The organism is Photobacterium lutimaris (assembly GCF_003025555.1).
In the GTDB taxonomy this organism is placed as follows: Bacteria; Pseudomonadota; Gammaproteobacteria; order Enterobacterales; family Vibrionaceae; genus Photobacterium; species Photobacterium lutimaris.
In genome coordinates, this window is record NZ_PYMH01000001.1 from 923,620 (window position 1) to 945,991 (window position 22,372).

Annotated in this window: 23 protein-coding genes; 8 read left to right on the top strand and 15 right to left on the bottom strand. The window is 45.8% G+C overall.

Going from position 1 to position 22,372, the window contains the following annotated elements:
• Positions 1–46: 46 nt before the first annotated feature.
• From C9I99_RS03990 to C9I99_RS04005, 4 genes are all read right to left on the bottom strand, one after another.
• Entirely contained in the window at positions 47–949 is a 903-nt protein-coding gene (locus tag C9I99_RS03990) for a L,D-transpeptidase family protein (RefSeq protein ID WP_107347521.1), read from the bottom strand.
• Between the two features lie 260 nt (positions 950–1,209).
• On the bottom strand, positions 1,210–2,343 hold the full coding sequence (locus tag C9I99_RS03995; protein ID WP_107347522.1) for an acyl-CoA desaturase: 1,134 nt from the start codon (positions 2,341–2,343) through the stop codon (positions 1,210–1,212).
• A gap of 168 nt (positions 2,344–2,511) precedes the next feature.
• Positions 2,512–2,997, bottom strand: coding sequence for an acyl-CoA thioesterase (locus C9I99_RS04000; RefSeq protein WP_107347523.1), 486 nt, complete (start codon positions 2,995–2,997; stop codon positions 2,512–2,514).
• A 177-nt stretch (positions 2,998–3,174) separates the two neighbouring features.
• Positions 3,175–3,852: a hypothetical protein gene (locus tag C9I99_RS04005; RefSeq protein ID WP_133638246.1), complete on the bottom strand. Its 678-nt coding sequence runs from the start codon at positions 3,850–3,852 to the stop codon at positions 3,175–3,177.
• Between the two features lie 270 nt (positions 3,853–4,122).
• Between C9I99_RS04005 and C9I99_RS04010 the strand changes: the two genes are divergently transcribed.
• The 3 genes from C9I99_RS04010 to C9I99_RS04020 all read left to right on the top strand — a co-directional run bounded on the left by C9I99_RS04010 (position 4,123) and on the right by C9I99_RS04020 (position 6,374).
• Positions 4,123–4,971, top strand: a complete 849-nt coding sequence (locus C9I99_RS04010; RefSeq protein ID WP_107347525.1) for a lipase family protein — start codon at positions 4,123–4,125, stop codon at positions 4,969–4,971.
• Between the two features lie 83 nt (positions 4,972–5,054).
• Positions 5,055–5,783, top strand: coding sequence for a nitroreductase family protein (locus tag C9I99_RS04015; RefSeq protein WP_107347526.1), 729 nt, complete (start codon positions 5,055–5,057; stop codon positions 5,781–5,783).
• A 90-nt stretch (positions 5,784–5,873) separates the two neighbouring features.
• Positions 5,874–6,374, top strand: coding sequence for a hypothetical protein (locus tag C9I99_RS04020; RefSeq protein ID WP_107347527.1), 501 nt, complete (start codon positions 5,874–5,876; stop codon positions 6,372–6,374).
• Between the two features lie 105 nt (positions 6,375–6,479).
• On the opposite strand, the gene C9I99_RS04025 is transcribed toward C9I99_RS04020, so the two are convergent.
• The 8 genes from C9I99_RS04025 to C9I99_RS04060 form a co-directional block, all read right to left on the bottom strand.
• Positions 6,480–7,292: an alpha/beta fold hydrolase gene (locus C9I99_RS04025; RefSeq protein ID WP_107347528.1), complete on the bottom strand. Its 813-nt coding sequence runs from the start codon at positions 7,290–7,292 to the stop codon at positions 6,480–6,482.
• A 36-nt stretch (positions 7,293–7,328) separates the two neighbouring features.
• Positions 7,329–8,699 carry an MATE family efflux transporter gene (locus tag C9I99_RS04030; protein WP_420849243.1) on the bottom strand — a complete coding sequence of 457 codons (1,371 nt, stop codon included), beginning with the start codon at positions 8,697–8,699 and terminating at the stop codon, positions 7,329–7,331.
• Positions 8,700–8,805: 106 nt separating this feature from the next.
• On the bottom strand, positions 8,806–9,384 hold the full coding sequence (locus C9I99_RS04035; RefSeq protein WP_107347529.1) for a nucleoside triphosphate pyrophosphohydrolase family protein: 579 nt from the start codon (positions 9,382–9,384) through the stop codon (positions 8,806–8,808).
• A gap of 103 nt (positions 9,385–9,487) precedes the next feature.
• Positions 9,488–9,844: a YibL family ribosome-associated protein gene (locus tag C9I99_RS04040; protein WP_107347530.1), complete on the bottom strand. Its 357-nt coding sequence runs from the start codon at positions 9,842–9,844 to the stop codon at positions 9,488–9,490.
• A gap of 493 nt (positions 9,845–10,337) precedes the next feature.
• Positions 10,338–11,123, bottom strand: coding sequence for an HAD family hydrolase (locus C9I99_RS04045; protein WP_107347531.1), 786 nt, complete (start codon positions 11,121–11,123; stop codon positions 10,338–10,340).
• A 25-nt stretch (positions 11,124–11,148) separates the two neighbouring features.
• Positions 11,149–12,432 (bottom strand): TRAP transporter large permease, encoded by a 1,284-nt coding sequence (locus C9I99_RS04050; protein ID WP_107347532.1) that lies wholly within the window; start codon positions 12,430–12,432, stop codon positions 11,149–11,151.
• Between the two features lie 14 nt (positions 12,433–12,446).
• Positions 12,447–12,905 carry a TRAP transporter small permease gene (locus C9I99_RS04055; protein ID WP_107347533.1) on the bottom strand — a complete coding sequence of 153 codons (459 nt, stop codon included), beginning with the start codon at positions 12,903–12,905 and terminating at the stop codon, positions 12,447–12,449.
• A 65-nt stretch (positions 12,906–12,970) separates the two neighbouring features.
• A complete protein-coding gene (locus C9I99_RS04060; protein WP_107347534.1) occupies positions 12,971–13,990 on the bottom strand; it encodes a C4-dicarboxylate TRAP transporter substrate-binding protein in 1,020 nt (339 codons plus the stop codon).
• 271 nt (positions 13,991–14,261) lie between these two features.
• On the opposite strand from C9I99_RS04060, the gene C9I99_RS04065 reads away from it, so the two are divergent.
• From C9I99_RS04065 to C9I99_RS04075, 3 genes are all read left to right on the top strand, one after another.
• Complete coding sequence (locus tag C9I99_RS04065) at positions 14,262–14,966, top strand: glycerophosphodiester phosphodiesterase family protein (protein ID WP_107347535.1); 705 nt, start codon at positions 14,262–14,264, stop codon at positions 14,964–14,966.
• A gap of 32 nt (positions 14,967–14,998) precedes the next feature.
• On the top strand, positions 14,999–15,745 hold the full coding sequence (locus tag C9I99_RS04070; RefSeq protein WP_107347536.1) for a DeoR/GlpR family DNA-binding transcription regulator: 747 nt from the start codon (positions 14,999–15,001) through the stop codon (positions 15,743–15,745).
• A gap of 200 nt (positions 15,746–15,945) precedes the next feature.
• Complete coding sequence (locus C9I99_RS04075) at positions 15,946–17,241, top strand: DEAD/DEAH box helicase (RefSeq protein WP_107347537.1); 1,296 nt, start codon at positions 15,946–15,948, stop codon at positions 17,239–17,241.
• 79 nt (positions 17,242–17,320) lie between these two features.
• Here C9I99_RS04075 and C9I99_RS04080 read toward each other — a convergent pair whose 3' ends face one another.
• Positions 17,321–18,217: a PfkB family carbohydrate kinase gene (locus tag C9I99_RS04080; protein ID WP_243734609.1), complete on the bottom strand. Its 897-nt coding sequence runs from the start codon at positions 18,215–18,217 to the stop codon at positions 17,321–17,323.
• 174 nt (positions 18,218–18,391) lie between these two features.
• Positions 18,392–20,242 carry a beta-ketoacyl synthase gene (locus tag C9I99_RS04085; RefSeq protein ID WP_107347539.1) on the bottom strand — a complete coding sequence of 617 codons (1,851 nt, stop codon included), beginning with the start codon at positions 20,240–20,242 and terminating at the stop codon, positions 18,392–18,394.
• A 156-nt stretch (positions 20,243–20,398) separates the two neighbouring features.
• Between C9I99_RS04085 and C9I99_RS04090 the strand changes: the two genes are divergently transcribed.
• Both C9I99_RS04090 and C9I99_RS26985 read left to right on the top strand, forming a co-directional pair.
• On the top strand, positions 20,399–21,376 hold the full coding sequence (locus tag C9I99_RS04090; protein WP_107347540.1) for a GlxA family transcriptional regulator: 978 nt from the start codon (positions 20,399–20,401) through the stop codon (positions 21,374–21,376).
• A gap of 99 nt (positions 21,377–21,475) precedes the next feature.
• Entirely contained in the window at positions 21,476–21,988 is a 513-nt protein-coding gene (locus tag C9I99_RS26985; protein ID WP_133638245.1) for a hypothetical protein, read from the top strand.
• Between the two features lie 77 nt (positions 21,989–22,065).
• Here the strand turns inward: C9I99_RS26985 and C9I99_RS04100 are convergent, their stop codons facing one another.
• Positions 22,066–22,335 carry a hypothetical protein gene (locus tag C9I99_RS04100; RefSeq protein ID WP_107347542.1) on the bottom strand — a complete coding sequence of 90 codons (270 nt, stop codon included), beginning with the start codon at positions 22,333–22,335 and terminating at the stop codon, positions 22,066–22,068.
• Positions 22,336–22,372: the final 37 nt, after the last annotated feature.

Here is a 22,372-nt window from a genome sequence, read left to right on the forward strand (position 1 = left end):
CCTTTGACTTGACCTTGGGCGCCAAATCTATGTGTGCGCTGATATGCTAGTTCAGTCTTAGTGGTACGCCGGACTGTTTTAGCAGTGCAACTTCAAGGTTTTGGTAACCTTCATCGCTTCCAGCTACTTCGGCCAATAGGCTGTCAGGTGCCTTCACACTCTTGAACTCACCCATTTGCTTTTCACTTCTGGATAACGGTTCATGAACTTCGACGTATAGGCTGCCATCAGGCTCTACCGTATGTTTCAATGGCTGATTGATGATCTGCACCCGAGTCCCACGCGACACTTGGCTAAACAACCATTCAACATCCCATGGGTTCATTCGTATACAACCGGAGCTAACCCGCATGCCGATCCCGAAATCTTTATTGGTACCGTGGATCAAATACTGTCCGCTGCCGTATGCAAGCCTCATCGCATACTCACCAAGAGGATTTTCAGGACCTGCAGGTACGACTGCCGGTAACTCAATATTGTGCTTTTCACGGTATTCCTTACGAATATTAGCCGTTGGCGTCCACGTTGGACCTTCCGTCATTTGGCTAATGCTGGTCGTCATTTTGGGGGTTTCACGCCCGATACGACCAATCCCGATTGGGAATACATACATTTTGTCGCTGTTCTTAGGGAAGTAATACAACCTTAGCTCGGCAAGGTTAATCACTATCCCGAGGCGTTTTGCATTAGGCAAGACCAACTGCATTGGTATGGTCAATAACGAACCTGGTGTCGGCAAAAAAGGATCAACACCGGGATTCGCGGCCATCAACTGCAACAATCCAACATTGTATCTATTGGCAATATCAAGCAGGCTGTCTCCTTTGATGACCTGGTAGTATTCCATGACGCCTACTAGCTTACTGTCGTCATCAGGTTTTTGATATTCAACCGCTTGAACTGAGCACGACATTACACCCGCGAGTAGCATTAATAACAAGCGTCTCACACCAGTACCTCCATCTTTACATCCCCTAATTATGGCAAATCTCATTGAACGCTATCTTACGAATAACAGCGTTTGCGAAAATGAGACATTATTCGACGATTTTACGGGTGACCATGTCCTTTTGCGTCAACAAAACGTCAATGATTTCTCGAAAGCTTAACTTGTGACCACTGATTAAGTCAAAAAAGGCGAGGAAACTCCTCGCCTTTTGCTATCTATTCCCAAATCGTTTCAAATTGCTTGGGTATATGTGTTAATAATCAAACATATTGCGCCGTAAGCTGATGCCATGAACGCTGCTGTTCTTCGAGTCTTTGCTTCATCGCTTTATATTGCTGCAAAAACTCAAAGCTTTCATAGTGCTTGAGTAACTTCTTCTTCTTAAGCTCTAGCAAGCGCTTTTTAGCGTCGTAATAGTCTGCGATCTTTTGCAAGAGCTGTTCGTACTCTTCATCCAACCTTGCTAGTTTCAGCTCTGTGCTTTGACTGGCTAGGTTAGTCATTAGTTTTTTCTGCACCCGGTTATGCAACATTCTGGCTTTAGCCTTCTCGATACGGTCCTCGGGGCTGATCCGTAAATTCTTCGTTGCCCCAACCCATGACAAGGATTTGATTAACCACTTTGTCGGATCAAACTGCCACCAGCGAATACCGTTACGATAATCATTTTCAAAGATATGATGAAAGTTATGGTAACCCTCCCCAAAAGTCAGGAATGCCAATAAACCATTGTCACGGGCGGTATTCTTTTCCGTGTAAGGTTGTGAGCCCCAGATATGTGCCAGCGAATTAATGAAGAATGTTGTGTGGTGGCTCAGTACCAACCTGACAACACCGACTAACAGTAGCGCTCCCCAAATGTCTCCATGCACAAAACCAAACAGCAATGGAATACCGATGTTGGTCAAAATTGCTAACGGTACATAGAATTTGTGCTGCCACATAACGATCTTGTCTTTTTGCAAATCACGGCAGTTGGAATAATCACTATAACGGCTGGCTTGGTACTCCCTCAGCATCCAACCTATGTGGCTATAGAAAAATCCCATTTTTGCGGAGTAAGGGTCTTTATCGTTATTGTCGACATAACGGTGGTGTATACGATGATCTGATGACCAGTGTAGAATACTGTTCTGTAAGGCAAATGCGCCACCGATGGCAAATATGAACCTAACAACAGCATTCGCTTCATAGGTTTTATGCGACCAAAGCCGATGATAACCGGCGGTGATCGACATACCACAGAAAGAAAAGGCAATAAGCAGCATTAACCATTGCGCACCATCAAAGCCGACAAAATAGCCATATAACGGTGTCGCAACTACTGCAACAAGAAAAGTAAGGGCAAATATCGCAACGTTTAGCCACAACACGGGAGGTTTGGTCGAGGTCATCCTTTAGATCCTATCCATTGAGCGTACAACTGTAAGCTAGAATAGCTTTGATAACCATATGCGTCAATTGGTTAAACATTTTGCAACAAAAAAAAGCCACCATAAATGATGACTTTTAGATAAAAACTGGGCTGTTTTGTTTCGTCGTTGAAGTGCAGAACTAGCCGATCACTTTATAAACTTCACATGTGCTTCCATTTCTGCACCAATTTCTTTGCGCATATTCATTAAGCGAATCGCTGACTCTCTTAGTGATTTGTCTTCTTCCGTTTCTGGTAGCCATTCTGGTACTTCAGCTGACTGGCCATTCTCATCCACCGCAACCATGATTACGATGCAATGCGTAGTCAGTTGGTTATTCAATTTCTTAGGATCGCTGGCTTGGACATCTATTGCAATATGCATAGACGATCGGCCGATATAAATAACCTTGGCAGTTACCTCGACCAAATTACCAACATGGATAGGTTTAACAAAGCGAATACCACCAGCATAAGCCGTTATACAATACATACCGCTCCAACCTGCCGAGCATGCGTATGCCGCCAAGTCTATCCATTTCATGACGGCGCCGCCGTGCACCTTCCCCCCAAAATTAACGTCGCCCGGTTCAGCCAAGAACCTCAGTGTTACTTCACGCTGCCTGTTACTCATACCGACTCCTACTAAAGGCAATGGCTGCATTTTATGTAAAGCATTATTAACAAAAACACCACAACAATCCCATAGATAGTTCACGTATTGCGTAATTGACTCAACAAAAGGTACATAATGGAAAAAGCGCCATCAGGCGCTTTCTAACAATATGAAGATAAAGTGGAGAATATCGCGTTACGAATCTTGTCCGACCGAGTCTAGTTGAGACTGTAACTGCGCGATCTGTTGTTTAAGATCTGCATTTTTCCCAATCAATGCTTGGTTTTCCTTCATGGCCTGCACTTTTTCAGATTCAAGTTGAGTTACCTGCTCTTCAAGTTGTTTGCTGGTTTCGTTACTCAACTCTAAATCAGCTTTCACTTTACGTGCATTTCGCTGTGCCGTTTGTTTTGCCCTATTCGCTTTGGTGACTTCAGCCTGATGGGCAACAACCGTTTGGTTCAATTCATTCAACTGGGTTTCTTGTTCTGCCACTCTCTCAGAGAGCTCGTTCTCTTTGGCTTTGGCTTCTTCAAGCTCTTCAGCAAGCCTACCGGCCGAGCTTGTTGGTAACCCTGCTAATGCATTCCATTGATCGGCCATATTTTTTGTCATTTGATCCATAAGATCAAAGGGAAAGCATAACGACTTTTGTTGATCTTCACGATAAACAAGCTGCTTATCCATTTCTTCGATTAATTTAAGGCTTTGCTGATAACTGTGCTCAAGCATTTGCTTAGTACTATCAACTGTCATTGTTTCAATAGCCTTTCCTGCGAGCATCATGTTTTGAAAGTGCCTAGCAAGCGTTTCAGGCTGAGTCGCTTCGGTGAGCTTCATCAAAGGGTGTGTATTAATGTCATATTCCATCATGTGTTACCTGCCATGTATCTATATTTACTAGTTAAAAAAGTATGAAAAACCAGCCATCTATTCTTATAGCAAATTGCACGCACATTGAACAAACATTAAGCACCTCATTTCATAAATGTTTGATCTGCACGCAATGATTTATCCATCTTACAAGGCATGCATGACAGTTTTTATTTCACATCGTGATCACCATCAAACCACATTCATATTCGAATTGTCACATATTTACGCTATATGTTTTATCTATCATAAGGACAGGATCAGCATTGAATGAAACCTCTGAAGCGATACCAATACGAACGCTATGCCATTCTTTGTAGCCTTGCTTACCCTCCAACATTCAATCACACCCTGTACGGTTTCGACAAAAATGGTCGCCATGAAGTAACTGACCGCTGGGGACGCAGCATCGTCCGCATTCTGTGGGGGGAAAGAAATGAAGTCGTTGTCGTATTCAAGGGATCGCAGAGTATCTGGGATTGGCTTATTAACCTGGCCTTCTTCCCGAAAAAAATTCGCGCGGGTGATCAATTTTGTCATGTGCACTGGGGGTACTATTCACTGCTTGAGCAAAGTAGCAAAACCAATACCGTTAAACCTAGCCCACACTTAAGTGATGCCATAAATACCGAATTCGTGCAGGCGTGTGAGCAGAACATCAACCAAACTGCTTTGACGCTATATCAACAGATCGAGTCGGTCCTGCTTCCTCTTATAGCCCAAGGAAAACGGATCACCTTTACGGGCCACTCTTCCGGCGGCGCGATGGCCATATTGGTTGCTCATCGTCTATACCAACACCAGCCCACCGCTGTTAAGCGTATTGTCACGTTTGGCCAACCGGCAGCCGGTTTCTGGAACTTTAAGAAACATTACCCTTTGGCAAAACGAACGTACCGAATTTGCTGCGACTTGGATATTGTGACCTTTCTACCACCAATCCCATTCATGTTCTGGCATGTCGGGAAAGTCCTCTGGCTGCACAATGGTAAGATTTACGAAGACACGCCGACATTGTGGCGGCTATATCTTTCTATCATCAGTTGGGTGCTAAGGCCCATAACCTATCACTACATGAATAAATACATAAGAAACAAAGATTTCTTTGATAAGCACTAAAACATTCTGTGATGGTTATATGGGCGTTCAACTAAAACAGGTATAGTTACTGTAGGTTTTCAACTTAAGTCACAGCCCCTAACATGTCTGAATCAACTACTGTCTTTACTGATCTTATCCATTCACGCCGTTCAGTTCGAAAATATGACCAATCAGCCCCGTTTGATCAACAAGCGGTTTCACGCGCGCTGGAGTTAGCAATACTGTCACCCAATAGCTCCAACATGCAGTTGTGGGAATTCCACCGCGTTGCCAGTGAAGAAAAACGAAACCAACTCGCTCAATACTGCATGGGTCAAAATGCAGCTAAAACCGCCAATGAATTAGTTGCCTTCGTCGTTACTCCACACAAATGGAAAGGCCGGGCGGAAATGAATGCAGCCACTATTCGCGGTGCGTTTGAAGGGCGTGAAGATGCGACAGCAAAGCGTGCATTGAAGTATTATGAAAAGCTGATCCCGTTTGTCTATAACAATGATCGCTTTGGGATCTTCGGGCTTGGCAGAAAAATCATTAGTGCTTTTATCGGTATGAAGAAACCGATGGTCAGAGAAGTCAGCAAGGCTGACTTGCGTGTCTGTTTACACAAAAGCAGTTCACTGGCCGCGATGACTTTCATGACGGCAATGCGGGCTGAAGGCTACGATACCTGCCCTATGGAAGGGTTTGATTCCAAACGAGCTAAAGCACTGCTCGGATTACATAAAGACGCTGAAATTACCATGATTGTCAGCTGCGGCACACGCTCGGAGGAAGGTATTTATAGCGAAAGACACCGCATCGCTAACGATGAGGTTATAATCAGTCATTAATTGAGCAAATAAATCGCAAGCCATACCCTCACCGTTTCTTTTGGGGTATGGTGTTGGTAATCAAAGCAAAATAAACGGTCAGTAGTCTAGATGGAACAGCTCATCGAACGAAAAAGCCGGTGGATGGCAAGCCATATCACCGATGCGGAGTTTCCAACCCCTCTCAGTGAAAAAGGTCTTGCCTTATATCAGGATACCCAAGCCGCTGTAGAGTTTGGTCTCTACCCCGCTAGCGATTCCTCCAGTGCTGACTTACTAACGATCTACCCGGTGGACTGTCATCCACTCACTATCCGATACGCGCTGGTCCTTGCCAATCGCTGGCAGAACGAAGCAGACAAAGAAGCCGTTATTGAATACCTCACTCAAATCATGTTTGAAGATGACTCGCCAGCACAACTGTTTGTTGGATTCTTCAAAGGCAAACCCGCTGCCTGTGGAATGGTTTTTCAGGATAATGAGCACGGTTCGCTGATCTGCGATATTGCGGCGCTTCCACTTGCTAATCAGCAACAATTGATCAGTGAGATGCAACAAGCTCTCGCAAGCAAAGCATCAAACCAGCCTGTTTATAGCGAGCAGATTGGTTGATTTCTATTTTCAGTTGTTAATTGAATAGCCGACTAATAAACAAGAGCCAGTCATTCAGTGACTGGCTCTTTTGTCTTTATCGAATAGATGCTTCAAGCTAGAGGGTTATTGAGCATGATGCTTGGCAAGAAATACAGATAGCTTCTCGGTGACAACGTCAGCTTGCTCAAGGTTACTGATATGACCAGCATTTGGGATCAATACAAACTCACTGCCGGTGATACCATCATGCATTAATTGAGATTCAAGAACCGGCCTCATTTTATCCTGAGCCCCAACCATGATCAGTGTTGGCAGCGCAAACATTTCAGCGTCTTCAAACATGTCTCGTCGACCAAACACCATTCTGCCAGCTTTAGCCAAAGCCAACGCTTGTTCTTTACCCGCCGCCAGCAATTGCTCACGGAAATGCACACGAACAGGGTGCTCTTTCTCTAAAGTTGCAAACTGACGCTCATCAAAGAACTCAACGGTTGCCATTGGTAACGCAGATTGCGCTTCAATCTCTGCCAAGTGTGCAAAATATTGAGTATGGACGACTTCTGGCTCAAGCCCTACAAAGGTATCCATCAGAACAAGGCTGCGAACCCGTGCCGGCGCATTGATCACCAACTCTGTTGCCCACATAGCACCTGATGATAGCCCGATAAGAGAAACGTCATCGATCTCTAGGTGATCGAGTAGGCAAAGTACATCATTGGCGTAATCTTTCAAACTACGTGTTGTCTCGGGCGCTGATGACGACCCCCCATGGCCCCAGAAGTCTGGGACAATACAACGGTATGACTGACTTAGAACTTCCACTTGCGGCGCCCACATCGTGCTGTCCCACAAATAACTATGACCGAATACAAGAACGGGCCCTTCACCGATATCCTGATAATGCATAGTCTGGTCATTAAGAGTAAATTTATTCATTAAATATGTTCCATATTATTGTTTTAGTGATTAAATTTAGCATGTTGTACGATGAGAAAATTTAAACTCCACGGCTCGCATACCTCGCTGATAACACTGCCAAGCAACAACGCCAGCCAGCACATTGCCTATCATGGCACCAATAAAGAGCCCCTGAATACCACCGTACTCTGCCCCAAGCCAAAGCAGAGGTAAAAAACAGACAAACAAGCGCAGGGCTGAAATAACTAATGCTCGCATTGGCATGGTAAGCGCATTACAAATTGACACCATCAACATACAGACACCAAGCGGGCCAAGGCTAAGAGGTACCCAGGTTAAATGAAGCGACAAAATATCACCGACCGCTGATTCACTCGTGAGTAATGACGTCAACGGCGAAATACTGAGATACAAGATAACCGCGATCGCGAGCTGCCACACCAATACAAACTTCACCGAGAGTGAAACCAAGGACTTAATCTTGTTGATTTCCCCTTTCCCCAGCCAACGACCCACCATTGGCGGCATCGACATGGTCAATGCCAATATAATCACAATGGAAAAGAACTCAAGCCGAGAGCCTAATGCCCATGCTGCAACGGTAGCAGCGCCGAATCCCGCGACCAATTTTGTAGCCAGCATCGATGACAAAGGCGGCAACAGCTGACTCAGCATCGCTGGGGCCATGATGTTCACAAGCTCTTTAACTGAAGCAAAGATATCCAAGCCTTTCCAGTCGAAGCTCAACCAATGACGCTGTACCACTTTGGGATATACGGCAATCATTCCGATACTGAAAGCAACAACCGTTGCCCAAGCAGCACCCACCAGCCCCATATCGAGAGTGAAAATAAACAATGGGTCTAATACCATGTTAAGCAAGCTAGTTACTACCATCATGATACCAGGAAGCATTGTATTGCCATTAGCTCGACATAAACTATAAGCAAAGTACAGCATTGCCCCGCACCAGGAACTGGCCAACCATGCAGGCCAGTAGCTGTCTACAACAGGATAGACGTCTGCCGGTGCACTGAGTAATTGCAAAATACCATATCGCGACAACCAGATAAGAAGACAGATTAACAGTACGCTGATCGCACCGGTGATCACCACCAGCCCACCAAGTTGCTTGGCTCGCAGGTAATCGCCACTTCCCAAGACGCGTGAGATAAGTGACGTTGTCGCAATGCCTAACCCAACTTGAAGACCAATGATCACCATTTGCATTGGAAGGGTGAAACCTTGTGCAGCCAAGGGCAATACGCCGAGTTGACCAATAAAAGCACTATCTACCAGCTGGAAACTCATCAGAGAAAGCACGCCAAATAGCATCGGCCAAGTCATATCAAATAACTGCCGACCAAGTGACGTATCAGAAGAGAGCTGTTGCTGTGGTTTTGAAGGCGTAGATTTAGAAGGCATAGGTTGAGTGTCTTTTTCTTAATGACTACAGGCTAAATACAAAAAAACTCGGTAGAGAGAATGCTTTGTTCTCACCTTACCGAGCTATTAACACAACAAACTAGGGTTACGCTGTCACTAACTTGACGAGATCAGCTGGACGGTAATATACCGATTTTAGGACTTTGCCTTGGCGAACAAGCTTACCGCCGAGATCAACATCTTTCGCACATTTGGCAATAATAAACTCGCCCTTTTGGCTACCGACGATCTCGACACCTTGTTCGGCATAGAAGGCCTTGGTTTCTTCGAACTCTGCTTCGTTACGGCACACCTTGCTCATGTTGCTCGAATGCACTTCGTCCCAGCAAGATACAAAGTCAAAGCCTAAACGCGTAGCAATCTGAAGTAGCAAGTCGATAAGGTAGCTGATACCAATATTAGACTCTACTTTTTCATCACCGAGGTGAACCAAACGCCCCATTAGGACATAAACCGAGTCAACAATCGCATCGGCTTGCTCAACCAGTGAGTCAGCCTCGGCCAATTCTGTTAACTCTTCTACCGCCAATGATGTGTGTAATGCATCAGCCTGTTCGTTCAAACTGGAAGGCGACTCAATATCCAAGTCAAAAGTATTACGAAATTCGCGGATATCACGGTAAAGGTGATCGAACAGTGCTTGATCCAAAACAGACAGCTTCATGCAACTTTCCTTTAAGTCAAATCAACACTGAGGAATTAGCCATTCCCCAGTCAGTAACGAATCAGCCGTTGGGCACGACTGATTATTCAGAATACGCTTTTAATTAAAAAGCTTTTGGCGCGTAACCCGTAACAACGCTAAGGCCCATTTCACGGCCAAGTGCTGTCATAGGGTGAACAACAACTAAGCCCTTAACTGATTTCTTCAGTTTGCCCATATCGGCCTGCTCAGCTTTTGTCAGTGGACGATTGAAAGCCAGTGACTTCACATCCGAGCCTTGTTTGTTAAGTGCATGCTTAGTGCGGCCCTTAACTTTATTAATCTTTTTGGTAATGGTCTCGATTTCTTGTGTCGCCTGACCAGCAATCGCCTGATCACCGCGCTCTTCTGCCCCAGCCAACTTACGGCGAAGTTTGTCTAAACGGTTATTTAGACTCTGAAGCTCTTGATTTAAATTCATGTAGTTACCTTATTTTACGTCACAATATCCCGTAACCTGATGTCGGGATAAATTGCTTGACCGACAATTATATAACAACCGTCACACTTTGGTCGAAGGTTCTCAAAAAAAATATCATTGATATAGCGTGATTGATGAGAACAATGAACGGCACCAGAAACAGACAACTCACTTCATCTGCTGCAATTATGATACACATTGCATTGCATCGCGGGCCTGAATTTGATTTCATGGCAACCTACAGCGTCAATAAATTGAATGGCAAGTCAATAAACAGTCGGTAAGGGTAAGCGTAAGGATATGTGTGTACATTGTGGAACTAATCAACAGAGACTAAGAGTTAAACGAAGTTTTATCGAGCGGTACATAACCCATAAAAACCAATATAAGTTCTACTGCCCGATCTGTAAGCGTAAAGCGTTTGTTGCTATTGGCGACAAATGATAAATGCAGTTAATTGATAAAACAGGCCGTACGGCCTGCTTATATATGTTTACTTAAGAGCCAGTAACTGGTCTGCAAACTCTGCGAAACCAAACCCGCCAGGTTTTGACATAACGATCTGGGGTTTGAATTGTAGCAGGTCCCAGTAATGCTTGATGTTCGCGACCCCAACGCTCATCGGCAGCAGCTCAAACATATATTGATCGTTCATTGAATCCCCCACGTAACACGCAGTTTGTTGAATCAATTGATCGGTCAACCCCTTTTCTTTAAGAAATGCAGTCGCGGTTGCTTTTTTCGAGTGTTCGCCATACCACGCATTGATATGAATCGAGCTTGCCGTTGCATTAGCACCAAGGGCATGAATACGGCCCACAATATCATCAACTATCTGGCTCTCAACCTTAGGTCGGTTTTGACCGATATCAATCGCTACCTCACAAACCCGATACGCCTGATCCAAGGTCAAGTTCAAATCAGGGTAATCAATAAGAATCGCTTCAACTTCATTTTTAAGGCGTTGCTGCGCGCGTCTGATCTCGTTGATGGGCGTGCTTGAGCGTAGTGTCAGGTAACCGTCTATTTTTTCCATGATCACCGCACCGTTCTCTGCCAATACGGCATCTACCGGCCAAAGCTGTGCTATATGATCGCCCCAGCCCGCACAAGCCCCTGTAACTGCAACCACCTTCTTGCCAGCATCACGCAGTTGTTGCAAAGCAATCAGCGTCTCTGGCGGTAGTTGCCCTTGCCAAGTCAGGGTATCGTCGACATCCGTCAGGACCCAGTCGATGTTGCTCCATTCTGGTGATAAGCGCATCACATCCGAATTCATATAAACCTCAAAAATATCGTTCTTGTTACAGCATATTCGGCAAGAACATCACCAAACTTTCTGAAAATGTCAGCAGCATCAATACAGCGAATAACGCCAACAGCAGCGGTAAAACTTCCCGAACAAAGTCCACCATCTTCACTTTCAGGATGGAGCACACCGTGAACATCATTGAACCAAAGGGAGGCGTTACCCCTCCTATCATAATGTTTACAATAATAATGATACCGAAGTGAACAGGATTAACCCCCACATTCAACACCGCGGGAAGTAACAAAGGTGTCAAGATGATCATGGCTGCTCCGCCTTCGATGAACATACCAACAACAAGGAGCAATGTGTTGATGAGCAACAGCAGAATGTATTTATTGTCCGTTAACTCAATCAAGCCTGAGGCTACATTGTGGGGAATTTGCTCCAGCGTCATGTAATAGCCAAAGACCATCGCACCAATGATGATAAACATCACGCTACTGGTTCCTTGTACTGTTTCACGCAATATCATTGGAAAATGACGAAACTCTAGCTGGCGATATATAAAAATGCCAATGATAGAACATAGCAATACGGCTATTGCACCGGCTTCCGTCGGGGTAAATAAACCAAAGCGCATACCGAGAATAATGCCAAATGGGATCAACAACGCAGGGATCGCTTTTAAGAAATACTGCCAACGCTCTTTTGCCGATGCCGCCTCTGTTCTAGATGGCTTATAGTTCCGCTTTCTTGCAATAAAGGCAATAGTCACCATCAAAGAAATCGCCATCAAGAATGCAGGTACATAGCCCGCAATAAACATCTGGTGTACTGATACATTCGCCAGCAAAGCAAAAATAATCAGGTTAATACCCGGCGGAATAACCGGACTGATACTGGATGAGGCTGCGGTGACTGCGGCTGTAAATGGCAGATCATAACCACGCTTGGTCATCTCTGGAGCCAAAATTTTCGACTGCATTGCCGCATCGGCATTGGCTGATCCCGAAATACCGCCCATCAAGGTGCTCAATGCGACATTAACCTGCGCTAACCCTCCGGTTTTATGCCCAATGATTGCATCGGCAAACGCCAGCAAACTCCGACTGATCCCGGCATAGTTCATCACCGACCCCACCATAATAAAGAAGGGGATCGCCAAGAGCGGGAAAGATTCAGTAGAACTGATAAAACGCTGCATCACCAAGGTGACGGGAATCGAATGATTCAAAAATAAAAAATACACCATCGCTGATGCAATCAACGAGAAGGCAATGGGGATGTTCAATAGAAAAAGAACAAATAGAATACCAATAGGTAGATAGCTTTCCACAAAATAACCTATGACTAACCACGCTTAAACGTGTTGATATCTTCGATAATAAATTTCACGGTGTGTATCGCCATCAAACAAAAGCTGATAAACAACACACCATTAATGGTGAAATACGACATTCCCATCACTGGGGTGACTTTGTTTGACAGCATCATGTACTGGTAGCTCAGTACAGCCATCAACACATTCAGCGCCAGCAGGAACACAGACACCATCAATCTGAACGGATGCTTGGCCTTGTGCGGTAGCATAGCCACAACCACATCAACCCCCATGTGCAATTTGTGCTTGTAGCAAGAGCTAATGCCCAAATATACCGCCCAAATGAAACACACAACGGAGAGCTCTTCACTCCACGGCACAACAAAGCCAAACCCATAACGCAAGACCACATTCACGATAACAACCAGTACCGTGATGCTAATGGCAATTGAGGCCAGTATTTCTTCTAAGTTACGTATCAAAAACACATCTTTCTCCAAAGCAGATAGAGAGCTGCTAGTGCCTTTACGTCAATGGCAGCTCTCGCTTGTCACTACTGCTTATCTTGATTCGCTCGAATCGCCGCCAGTTTATTCATGATGGTCGCGTGAACACCTTCGCTCCATGTCGGGAACTGGTTGTACACATCCGCTGTCAACTGGTTGAACTCGGCTGAATTGACGTCGTTAAAAGTAACACCTAGATCTTCAAGTTTTTCTGTGTACTCTTTATCCAGCTTAATCAGCTCAGCGGTATTAGACTCGGCACCTGCATCCAGCTCTTCCATAATGATCTGCTGCTGCTCTGGGGTGAACTTGTCCCATACTGATGGCGAGATATAAATGCCCACCGTACCCAGGAAGTGCTTGGTCAAAGACATGTTCTTCGCAACTTCATAAATCTTGGTTGAGTACATGGTTAGGATTGAACCTTCAAGGCCATCAACAACGCCCTGCTGAACACCGGCATAGGTTTCAGGGAAAGGGAGTGCGGCTGGCGCTGCACCCATTGATTGCAGCGTACTGATGAATAACTGGCTCTGCGGTACACGGATACGCATACCTTTCATGTCTTCCGCGTTGACAATTTCTTTGTTACTGATCATATGACGGAAGCCGAACATGTAGTCAGCACTCAGGACTTTGATGCCCTTTCCTTCAGCCTGTGCTTTCAAACCGGCAACATAGTCGGTTTTCATCATGGCAAGATATTCATCGTAAGTGTTGTACAGCATAGGACCCGCCAGAGCTGCAAAATCAGGAACGTAATCACCTAGGTAGCTAAGATCTTCAACCGCAATCCAGTTGGCGCCATTGACTACCTGCTCAAGGTTATCCTTATAAACAGGAAGCTGACCGCCAGGGAATACTTTGATGTTCACCGAGCCATCAGTGCGCTCACGGATCACATCAGTCGCTTTGATCAGCTCCTGCGTTAACAACTCGTTTTGTGAAAATACCAAGCTCATGTTCAGATCAATCGGAGCCGTTGTATCAGCTGTTTGATTATCAGATTCACCGCAGCCAACCAATAGTGCCGTCGCCGTCAAAACAGTTCCTAGTAGCTTTTTCATATCCTTTAGCCTTCAATATGTATTATTAGGGGAAAAACGATTCACGGCAGGAGTATGAAATGCAAACATTACATTCATATGAACATTAAATATTCCTATTTTGACATTCATACGAAAAAATAATCACTCGAATACTTCCAGTAGGTTAGACTTATCATTATCCATTTACCTGAACAATTACGACTCAGTCGCGTGTCATAATGCGGTAACATAAGCAACATAATGTTATGTTAATATTCAAATGAACATATATATTCATCGCAGGCATTTTATGATCACAGGTCACCGCGGCGCTGCCGCCCTTGCCCCTGAAAATACCCTTGTTAGTATCAGAAAAGCGGCTGAAGCTGGCGTCAGCTGGGTTGAAATTGACACCCAGCTGTGTGCCGATAGCATTCCGGTTGTCATCCATGACGAAACGGTCAACCGCTGCACCAACGGCAAAGGAAAAATTGCTGATTTGAATCTTGCTGAACTAAAAGAGCTTGATGCCGGTAGCTGGTTCCACTCCAATTTTGCGGGCGAGCGTATCCCCACCCTTGCTGAAGCCTTTAACACTTGTCTCGACTTGGATTTGACGCTGAATCTTGAGCTCAAAATCCATCATGATGAGCAAATTGAGCCATTAGTTAATGCTGTGATTGCTTTGATCAAAAAAATGGATTTCCCGATTGATAAGTTGCTTTTTTCCAGCTTCCAAAAACGCGCACTCGTACTCTGCCAGCAACAAATGCCGGATGTACGTCGTGGATTTATCTGTGAAGTGTGGAATGGCTATAGCTTAACTTCAATAGAGGCGATCCAACCTTACAGTGTTCATATCGACCATCGCATTTTGACGCCAGCCATTGCTCAAAACATTAAAGATGCTGGGTATGTATTAAAGATCTGGACGCTGAACAAAGCAGAGAAGGCACAGCACTTCTTCAATATGGGTGTCGATAGCATCATCACCGATGCACCGGATAAATTCTAAATCGTATCAGGATGTACAATACAGGGAATACCGTGGAACTAAATCACCGCCAACAACAGATCCTCACCACGATTCGGACTGAAGGTGAAGTACAAATTGATCGCCTTTCCGAGCAGTATGCGGTCACGACACAGACCATTCGCCGGGATGTGAATTATCTCTGCGAACAAGGATTAGCACGCCGAGTCCATGGCGGGGTCAGCCTTCCTGCCGCAATGACAAATACCAGCTACCGACATCGTTCAGAGGTGGAAGCCAAAGCCAAAGATGCTCTCACGTCCCATATTGCGGCCTGTATACCGGATGGCTCAACAGTGATGATAGGTATCGGAACAACCCTTGCCCACCTCGCCCAGCACTTATTGTCAAAGCCGTCATTACGGGTGATTACCAATAACTTGCAAGTTGCGCAGATCCTCGAAGCCAACAAGTACATCGAAATCTACCTTGCTGGCGGCCAACTCCGCCGTGAACACCAAGATATCATGGGCAGCAGTACGGTCGATTTTTTCAATAGCTTCGAGGCTGACATTGGCATCTGCGGTTGTGCCGGCGTCACCGCGAGCCACTATGTGATGGAACATGAAAGTATCGAAGCTGATATTTCAAAAGCCATTATCAGAAACAGCCGCCAACCGTGGTTGGTTGCAGACGCCAGCAAATGGGGGCGATGTGTCGCAATGAAAGTGGCGCCAATGAAGCAGTTCGATAAAATATTTACCAATAATACTCAGTTACCTACTGATTTACCGATCCACATTGCGACAACCAATGAGTAAGCAAACGGTATAACGACACCCTAAAGGCTGCAGAATTCCTCCAGCAGCCTTTGCTCCCACGCCATAAGCATGCCTAACCGGCAACAAATGCCCAATTTAGCACCATTTAATCCAAATTAGTCCCCACATCTGACTATTATTGCTCTATAATCACCGACCATATTTTTGTCAGGCTCAGCCGTCTGCTTTAGGAAAGAAGAATGTCATTTGCATCACAAAATTTTTCTCAGGACATTGTCCGTGCACTTACCGAGTGCGGCTATGAGAAATTAACCCCAATCCAGCAACAAGCGATCCCACACGCTCGTCGCGGATCCGATATTCTTGCCAATGCCCAAACAGGTACCGGTAAAACAGCCGCTTTTTCTCTACCTATCATTCAGCAGATCTTGGATAAACCTAAATCACGCAGCCGTTTCAATACACGCGCACTGATTCTGGCACCAACCCGTGAGCTAGTGGCTCAGATCGCTAAAAATATCGAAGACTACACCAAATACACCGATATCTCGGTTGCTGCTGTATATGGCGGTACCAAGATGTCTTCTCAAGAGAAGAAGCTTGAACCCGGTGTCGATATTCTGGTTGCAACCCCAGGCCGTTTGCTTGAACACATGGAACTTAACAATGTGACGCTAGCAAACCTTGAGTTCTTAGTGTTCGATGAAGCTGACCGTATGCTAGATATGGGCTTTATCACTGATATCCGCCGTATCATGGGCGATATCCGCAACCAGCCACAAACCATGCTGTTCTCTGCGACCTTCTCTGCTCAGATGAACAAGCTGGCTGGCGAGATCACACGTAAACCAAAACGTATTTCTGTTAGCCCAGAAAATGCAACAGCCGACACTGTTGCTCACGTGGTATACCCAGTCGACCAAGAACGTAAGCGTGAATTGCTATCTGAACTGATTGGCAAGAAGAACTGGAAGCAAGTACTGGTATTCGTTAACTACAAAGAAACCGCTAACGAACTCGTCAAAGAGCTTAAGCTCGATGGTATCAAAGCCGTACTATGCCATGGTGACAAAGCGCAGAGTGCCCGTCGTCGTGCCCTTGATGAGTTCAAAGAAGGTAAAGCGCGTGTCATGGTTGCTACCGAAGTCGCAGCTCGTGGTCTGGATATCCAAGGCCTACCGCACGTTGTGAACTTCGACATGCCTTTCCTTGCTGAAGACTATGTTCACCGTATTGGCCGTACCGGCCGTGCTGGCCTTCAAGGACACGCTGTGTCTTTCGTCAGCCGTGATGAAGAGTTGACACTTCAGCAGGTAGAAAACCTGATTAAACAGCGTATTCAACGTGTCCAACTTACAGGTTACGAGCCAAAGAGCCGTGATGCGCTATTGAACAAAATCCACAACAAAGCGGCATACCGTGACCGCCAAGGCCGTACCAATAACCCGGCGGCTGATCAGTCGGATGCAGAACGTCGCGCGCGCTTGCGCCGTGCGGTCTTGAACAAGTCTAAAGTGACTAAACTGAAAAAGTAATTCTGTTTTTAAACACGAATAACCAAAGGGTTAGCTGATCGCTAACCCTTTTTCGTTTTGTACTCAGCTGATTGTCAGGCTACTTGGTAAGGAATGCTTGAAACTCATCACCAGGCACCGAACTGGCCGTCGCGACCGCTATAGCAGCCCACTGAGCTCCAACCGTCATTGACTCGGTAATCGATAACTCTGCCAGCAACCCATTAATCACCCCGGCGGCAAAGGCGTCCCCCGCACCTGTTGTATCAACGACGTCGGCTGCAACGGCAGATACACATTCTTGCCCCGACTCACAATAGGCAGTGGCTCCCTTCTCTCCATCCGTGACGATAAAATATTTTAACGACTTTCCAGCAATAGACTGTGCATACTGGAAAGGTGCAGCGTAACAGCTCGCCGTTACTTTGCCAGAAGCTAATATATGAGCATCTAAATCGGATTGGGATGTAATGAGTACGTGGCATGGCCGCTGGCTATCGCTTTTGGGAAGCTGGGCAACGACTAACACTGCATGTCGTTTACCATTGGCTTGTTCAGCGTGGGGCTGTTGCGTCAGGGCGGCCTTAGCCCATTGCTCGACACCTTCAGCGCTGGAGTTGATATAAATGCTATTCCAACGAGAAAAATCTGGCGCAGGTCCAAGGGAAAATGCAGGGCGCTCTGGGCGAATAATGGTACGCTCACCATCCGGTGTCATCAAAAGCATTAACTCAGGAGTTGCGATATCGTTACGCTGTAACAAAGAGCAATTCAGCCCCTTTAAACTGGCCTCTGCCAGTAGCCAATCGGCGGTTTCATCACGGCCAACTTGACTTACCAGTGCGACATGGTGCCCTGCGTAAACCAATGCTAACCCAGAATTTGCGCCGCCACCGCCTAAACGCCGACCAAGATCTTGATAATGATGCCTGCCACCCACTTGTAATGATTCTTTTAACTGCAAAACCCGATCACAGTTTAGATTTGCAACCAACATAACATTTGCCAATGTTTAAGACTCCCTAATCTCAAAGATATCAATATCTATCTAAACAAAGACGCATCCACACAGATACTTATACCGAATGAATATAAAGCTACCATAAAAAAACCGCAGTGTAAGAACTGCGGTTTATATCCGTTAACTCTCCCCTGCTGAGGGAATTAACACTTAGCTATAATCAGCGTAAGGGTTCTTCGTCGCTAAAGGAATCGATGAAGCAAACTCAGACAGCTTGATAGACTCGGGCGTCAACTCAATTGAGGTCTCATCCATTACGCTGTCACCGAATTGGTAACGGATAGCCTCTTCTCCCAAGCACGCAGCCTTGTCATTCACGACAGCTTGTTGAGATACCGCTTCATTTTTACGGCTGTAAGCAGACATCACATTGTTACTGTATTTCTTCGACAGCATTGCCATTGTCTGTTGAGGAGATAAAACCAACCCCGATGCATTGTTGCCACCAAAACCTTTGGCATTGAGGATCACCGCTTTATAGTCTTCACCATTCTCTCCCGCGAAATAGTGATCAGTGAGGATATTTAAATTGGACTGATGCACATCGTCGGCGATATGGTCGATCGTTTTGATCCCAGGGATCCAACCGTATCGCCATACACCCAACGATGCGATTAGCTGATCCCCCGGCGCGGCACTCATCGAGTGGCCAACATAAGACTTAATCGCGGTGACCGGCCAGTTATCAATACTGAACGTTTTCGCAACTTCATTAAGGATATGACTCTCAGTCACTCGGTTCTGTGGCGTTCCGGTACCGTGTGCCTGAACATAAGTCTGCTTGACGCCTTCAGGCCCTAGGATAGCTTTCGCCAAAGCTGTCGCTTTCGCAACAGTGACATAGTTACCCACCCCTGGCGCAGAAATCGATTTCTTGTTGGCATCGGCATTAATAAAGACATCGGCAACCGAACCATACACCGTTGCACCCAGCTCTAACGCTAGTTCGTCATCCATCAATACAACAAACTGTGCGGATTCAGCCATCGTGAAGCCTGCGTTGGAGGAGAACGGACGACAAGCACGGCGATTATCAACCGTTTCGCTATTATCTAATGCATTCAGCTGAGCATCTTCAGCCAACGCCCCCATAACTCGGAAGCCTTCCATTATTTCGGCAACAACCGGCGCCTCAGCATTACCGACAATCGCTACTCGAGATTTACCCTGTTGGATATCCAGCAAGCCTTGGCGCAAGTTATACAAGAATGTGGCACAAGCCCCCATGCTGGTACCTGTGGTACCAATACTGTTAATGACATAACCATTGATAAAATCAGCAGGCATTTCGGCCAACGAAAGCGCCATCATTTTCGAGCTAACACGACCGCCAATCAGCGGGGCTGCTAACAAGCCCGATAACGAGTTATCATCGACCTGAGCAAGTGCACTGCCAGCGTAGACGGAAACTTGATCAGGTTTGATATGCTTCAGCACCTCATCCCAATCCATGCCCAGCGAGTTGAGTGCATCTGAGGCACCATACACAGTCAATGTCAGGCCGCGCGGGTGAAAACGCGAGTTGTATAGCTTTGCCGGATCAAAACCGGTAGGGATATTACCGCCGCTCGTCACAGGGAATGACACTCGGTCTTCCAGCAAGGCATTTAGCTCGCCAGTCACCGTGATTGTCACTTTGCTACCCTGCTCTTCCACCTGCCAGTTATCAGGAATACGCGTGGGTAATTTTGACTTACGCAATGTAAAGCTAATGGTTTCCTGTCCACCATTCAAAGCGGCTTTATATTGGTATCGCAAGCTATTAGGATCGAAAGATTCAATGCGTCGGACCAGTGTGCCCGCTTTGATCGCTTCAATTATTTCAGGATCAACGGCTGAGCCTCCAGAGATGCCCATACGCTGTGCGAGGTCTTGCCAGGTCGATGCCATATCATGGTCACTAAGGACGTCGGCGACCATGCGCTTATAACTATGAAAACCTGAACTACGACCTGCGGCATTTATACCACCGAAGCCTACAATTAGCGGTAACTTAGACATCCTAAACCTGCTCTCAAAATTTTAGTCAGCATAGATTACCAATTTACACTGTTCATTCACCTGATATTTGTGCCAATATATGCGACAAACAGGCCAAAGTAATTTTCAATTACTCAGTACCATCGTTTTCTGTAACGGATAATTACCCAAATAATCATGAAAATAGGTTTCCTTCTCTACGAAAGAGCACTCATTACAGGCATATCCCTTGCTGCCGAGATGCTGAGTACAGCAGCCAGCCTCAGGCCGCGTACACAACAACGGAACGAGCCATTTTCCATCAAGCTGATCGCCCCAAAACTGGCTCCGACTAAAGTGACTGCCGGGCTTAAGTTACAGCCCGATATGACCTACGATGACCGGCAAACATTCGATATCTTGATCCTCCCTCCCATGTGGGGAAATCCACAACAATCAATTCGACATTCACCTGAAATTATCCCGTGGCTCAAAAACCAATACCAAAAAGGGGCTAAACTGGTTGCAACGGGGACCGGCGTTGCCTGGCTAGCAGAAACGGGCCTACTCAATGGGCAAGTCGCCACTACCCATTGGTATTTTTTCGATACTTTTTCTAATCGCTATCCAAAAGTTATCTTAAATCGCCAAGCATCTATCACCGCAGCTGATGGGATGTACTGTACAACCAGTATCAACTCACAATCAGAAATGATCTTGTACTTGATCACTGAGTATTTCGGACAAAAAACAGCCCAGACCATAGAGACGCACTTTGGTCACGAAATAACAAAATCAACCCAGCAGCCCTTTTATCAAATTGGCGGCCAGCTCCAGTTTGATGAGTCCATCGCACTCGCTCAAGACTGGATGAAACGGAATCTAGCGAAAGCGATAACCGCACAAAGTGTCGCTGATCATTGCGATGTACCGCTACGATCCTTTAATCGAAAGTTCAAAGATCAAGTCGGTGAAACACCCCATCAACACCTTCAGCGCTTAAGGATGGATGCCGCCCAGCAATTGTTGCGCGATTTTGGCATGTCAGTCCAAGATGTTGCCGAACAGGTGGGATACAAAGATGCCCATCACTTTTCAACCCGGTTTCAACAGAACTTCAGTATGAGTCCCAGCCAATACCGTAGAATGGTGAAAACCAAGATCTATAACCCTTAGTTAACAGATAAAAAGATTTTGATGTTTGTAGCTGATTTAAGACAGGGGGTAGACAGCAGAAATCACTATGCTTGAAGGAATGTTTTCAAGGGCCGTTGTATGAAGTACCTCTTTTTCATTTTCTTCTTTGTTATAAACTTCGCCAGTCGCGATGTCAGCGCCAAGCTCCAACCCACCAGCAGTACACTCAATAACGAAGGTATGTGCCGGCTCGACATCTACCATCTCACTAAAAGCCAGCAAAATACGTTTGTGCCTGACCTTCAGATTGCGGTCATTACGAATAACACCATGCGGCATCGTTATGTTGATCTCAAAACAGACATAGACCATCCGACCGGATTTGAAAACATTCACTACTACCGCTCTGGTAGCCCAGTTGAAGTGTTTACCGCTAACTGGAGAAACAATGGCAATAAGCATACGGTTGGACGCTTTGTCATGCTAGGTGGCACCAGCGACAGACAAGCATTCGATGTTTTCGCCACACTGGTTAAGGAAGACAGAGGCCACTTCGAGTTACGTGGTAACAAAAAGAAGTATCGATTCAACGCAAAAGAGCAGGACGTAACTGACTTTCTGTCCTGCGTTAAAAACCATTATCGCCCTTAATCATTACCGACCCAAACTATTGTCCACAAATAAAAAACGCCAGCTTAAAAGCTGGCGTTCAGTTATTCGTCTTTATTTCATGCTAACGACTGTTTTGAGCCGTGAGGTGCTGATTGGGTAATATCTTCGTATTCACCATCAATCGTTGAGCCACTCTGTGCTTGCTGATGCATTTGGCCATAGCCTTGCTGTTTGAGTGCCTCTTCATAGGCCGCATTGATTTTCTTTTTGATAAATGGTCGTGCAATCAGTGCACCTAACCCAACGAACAGCCCAATGACAGCTGCGAATGTCACCGTGATAAAACCCAGTACTAGAGCAAAAATGCTGGTAAGTGTATTCTTCATCGCTAACCTGCTTATCTATCGTCTTTTCATGCTTCGC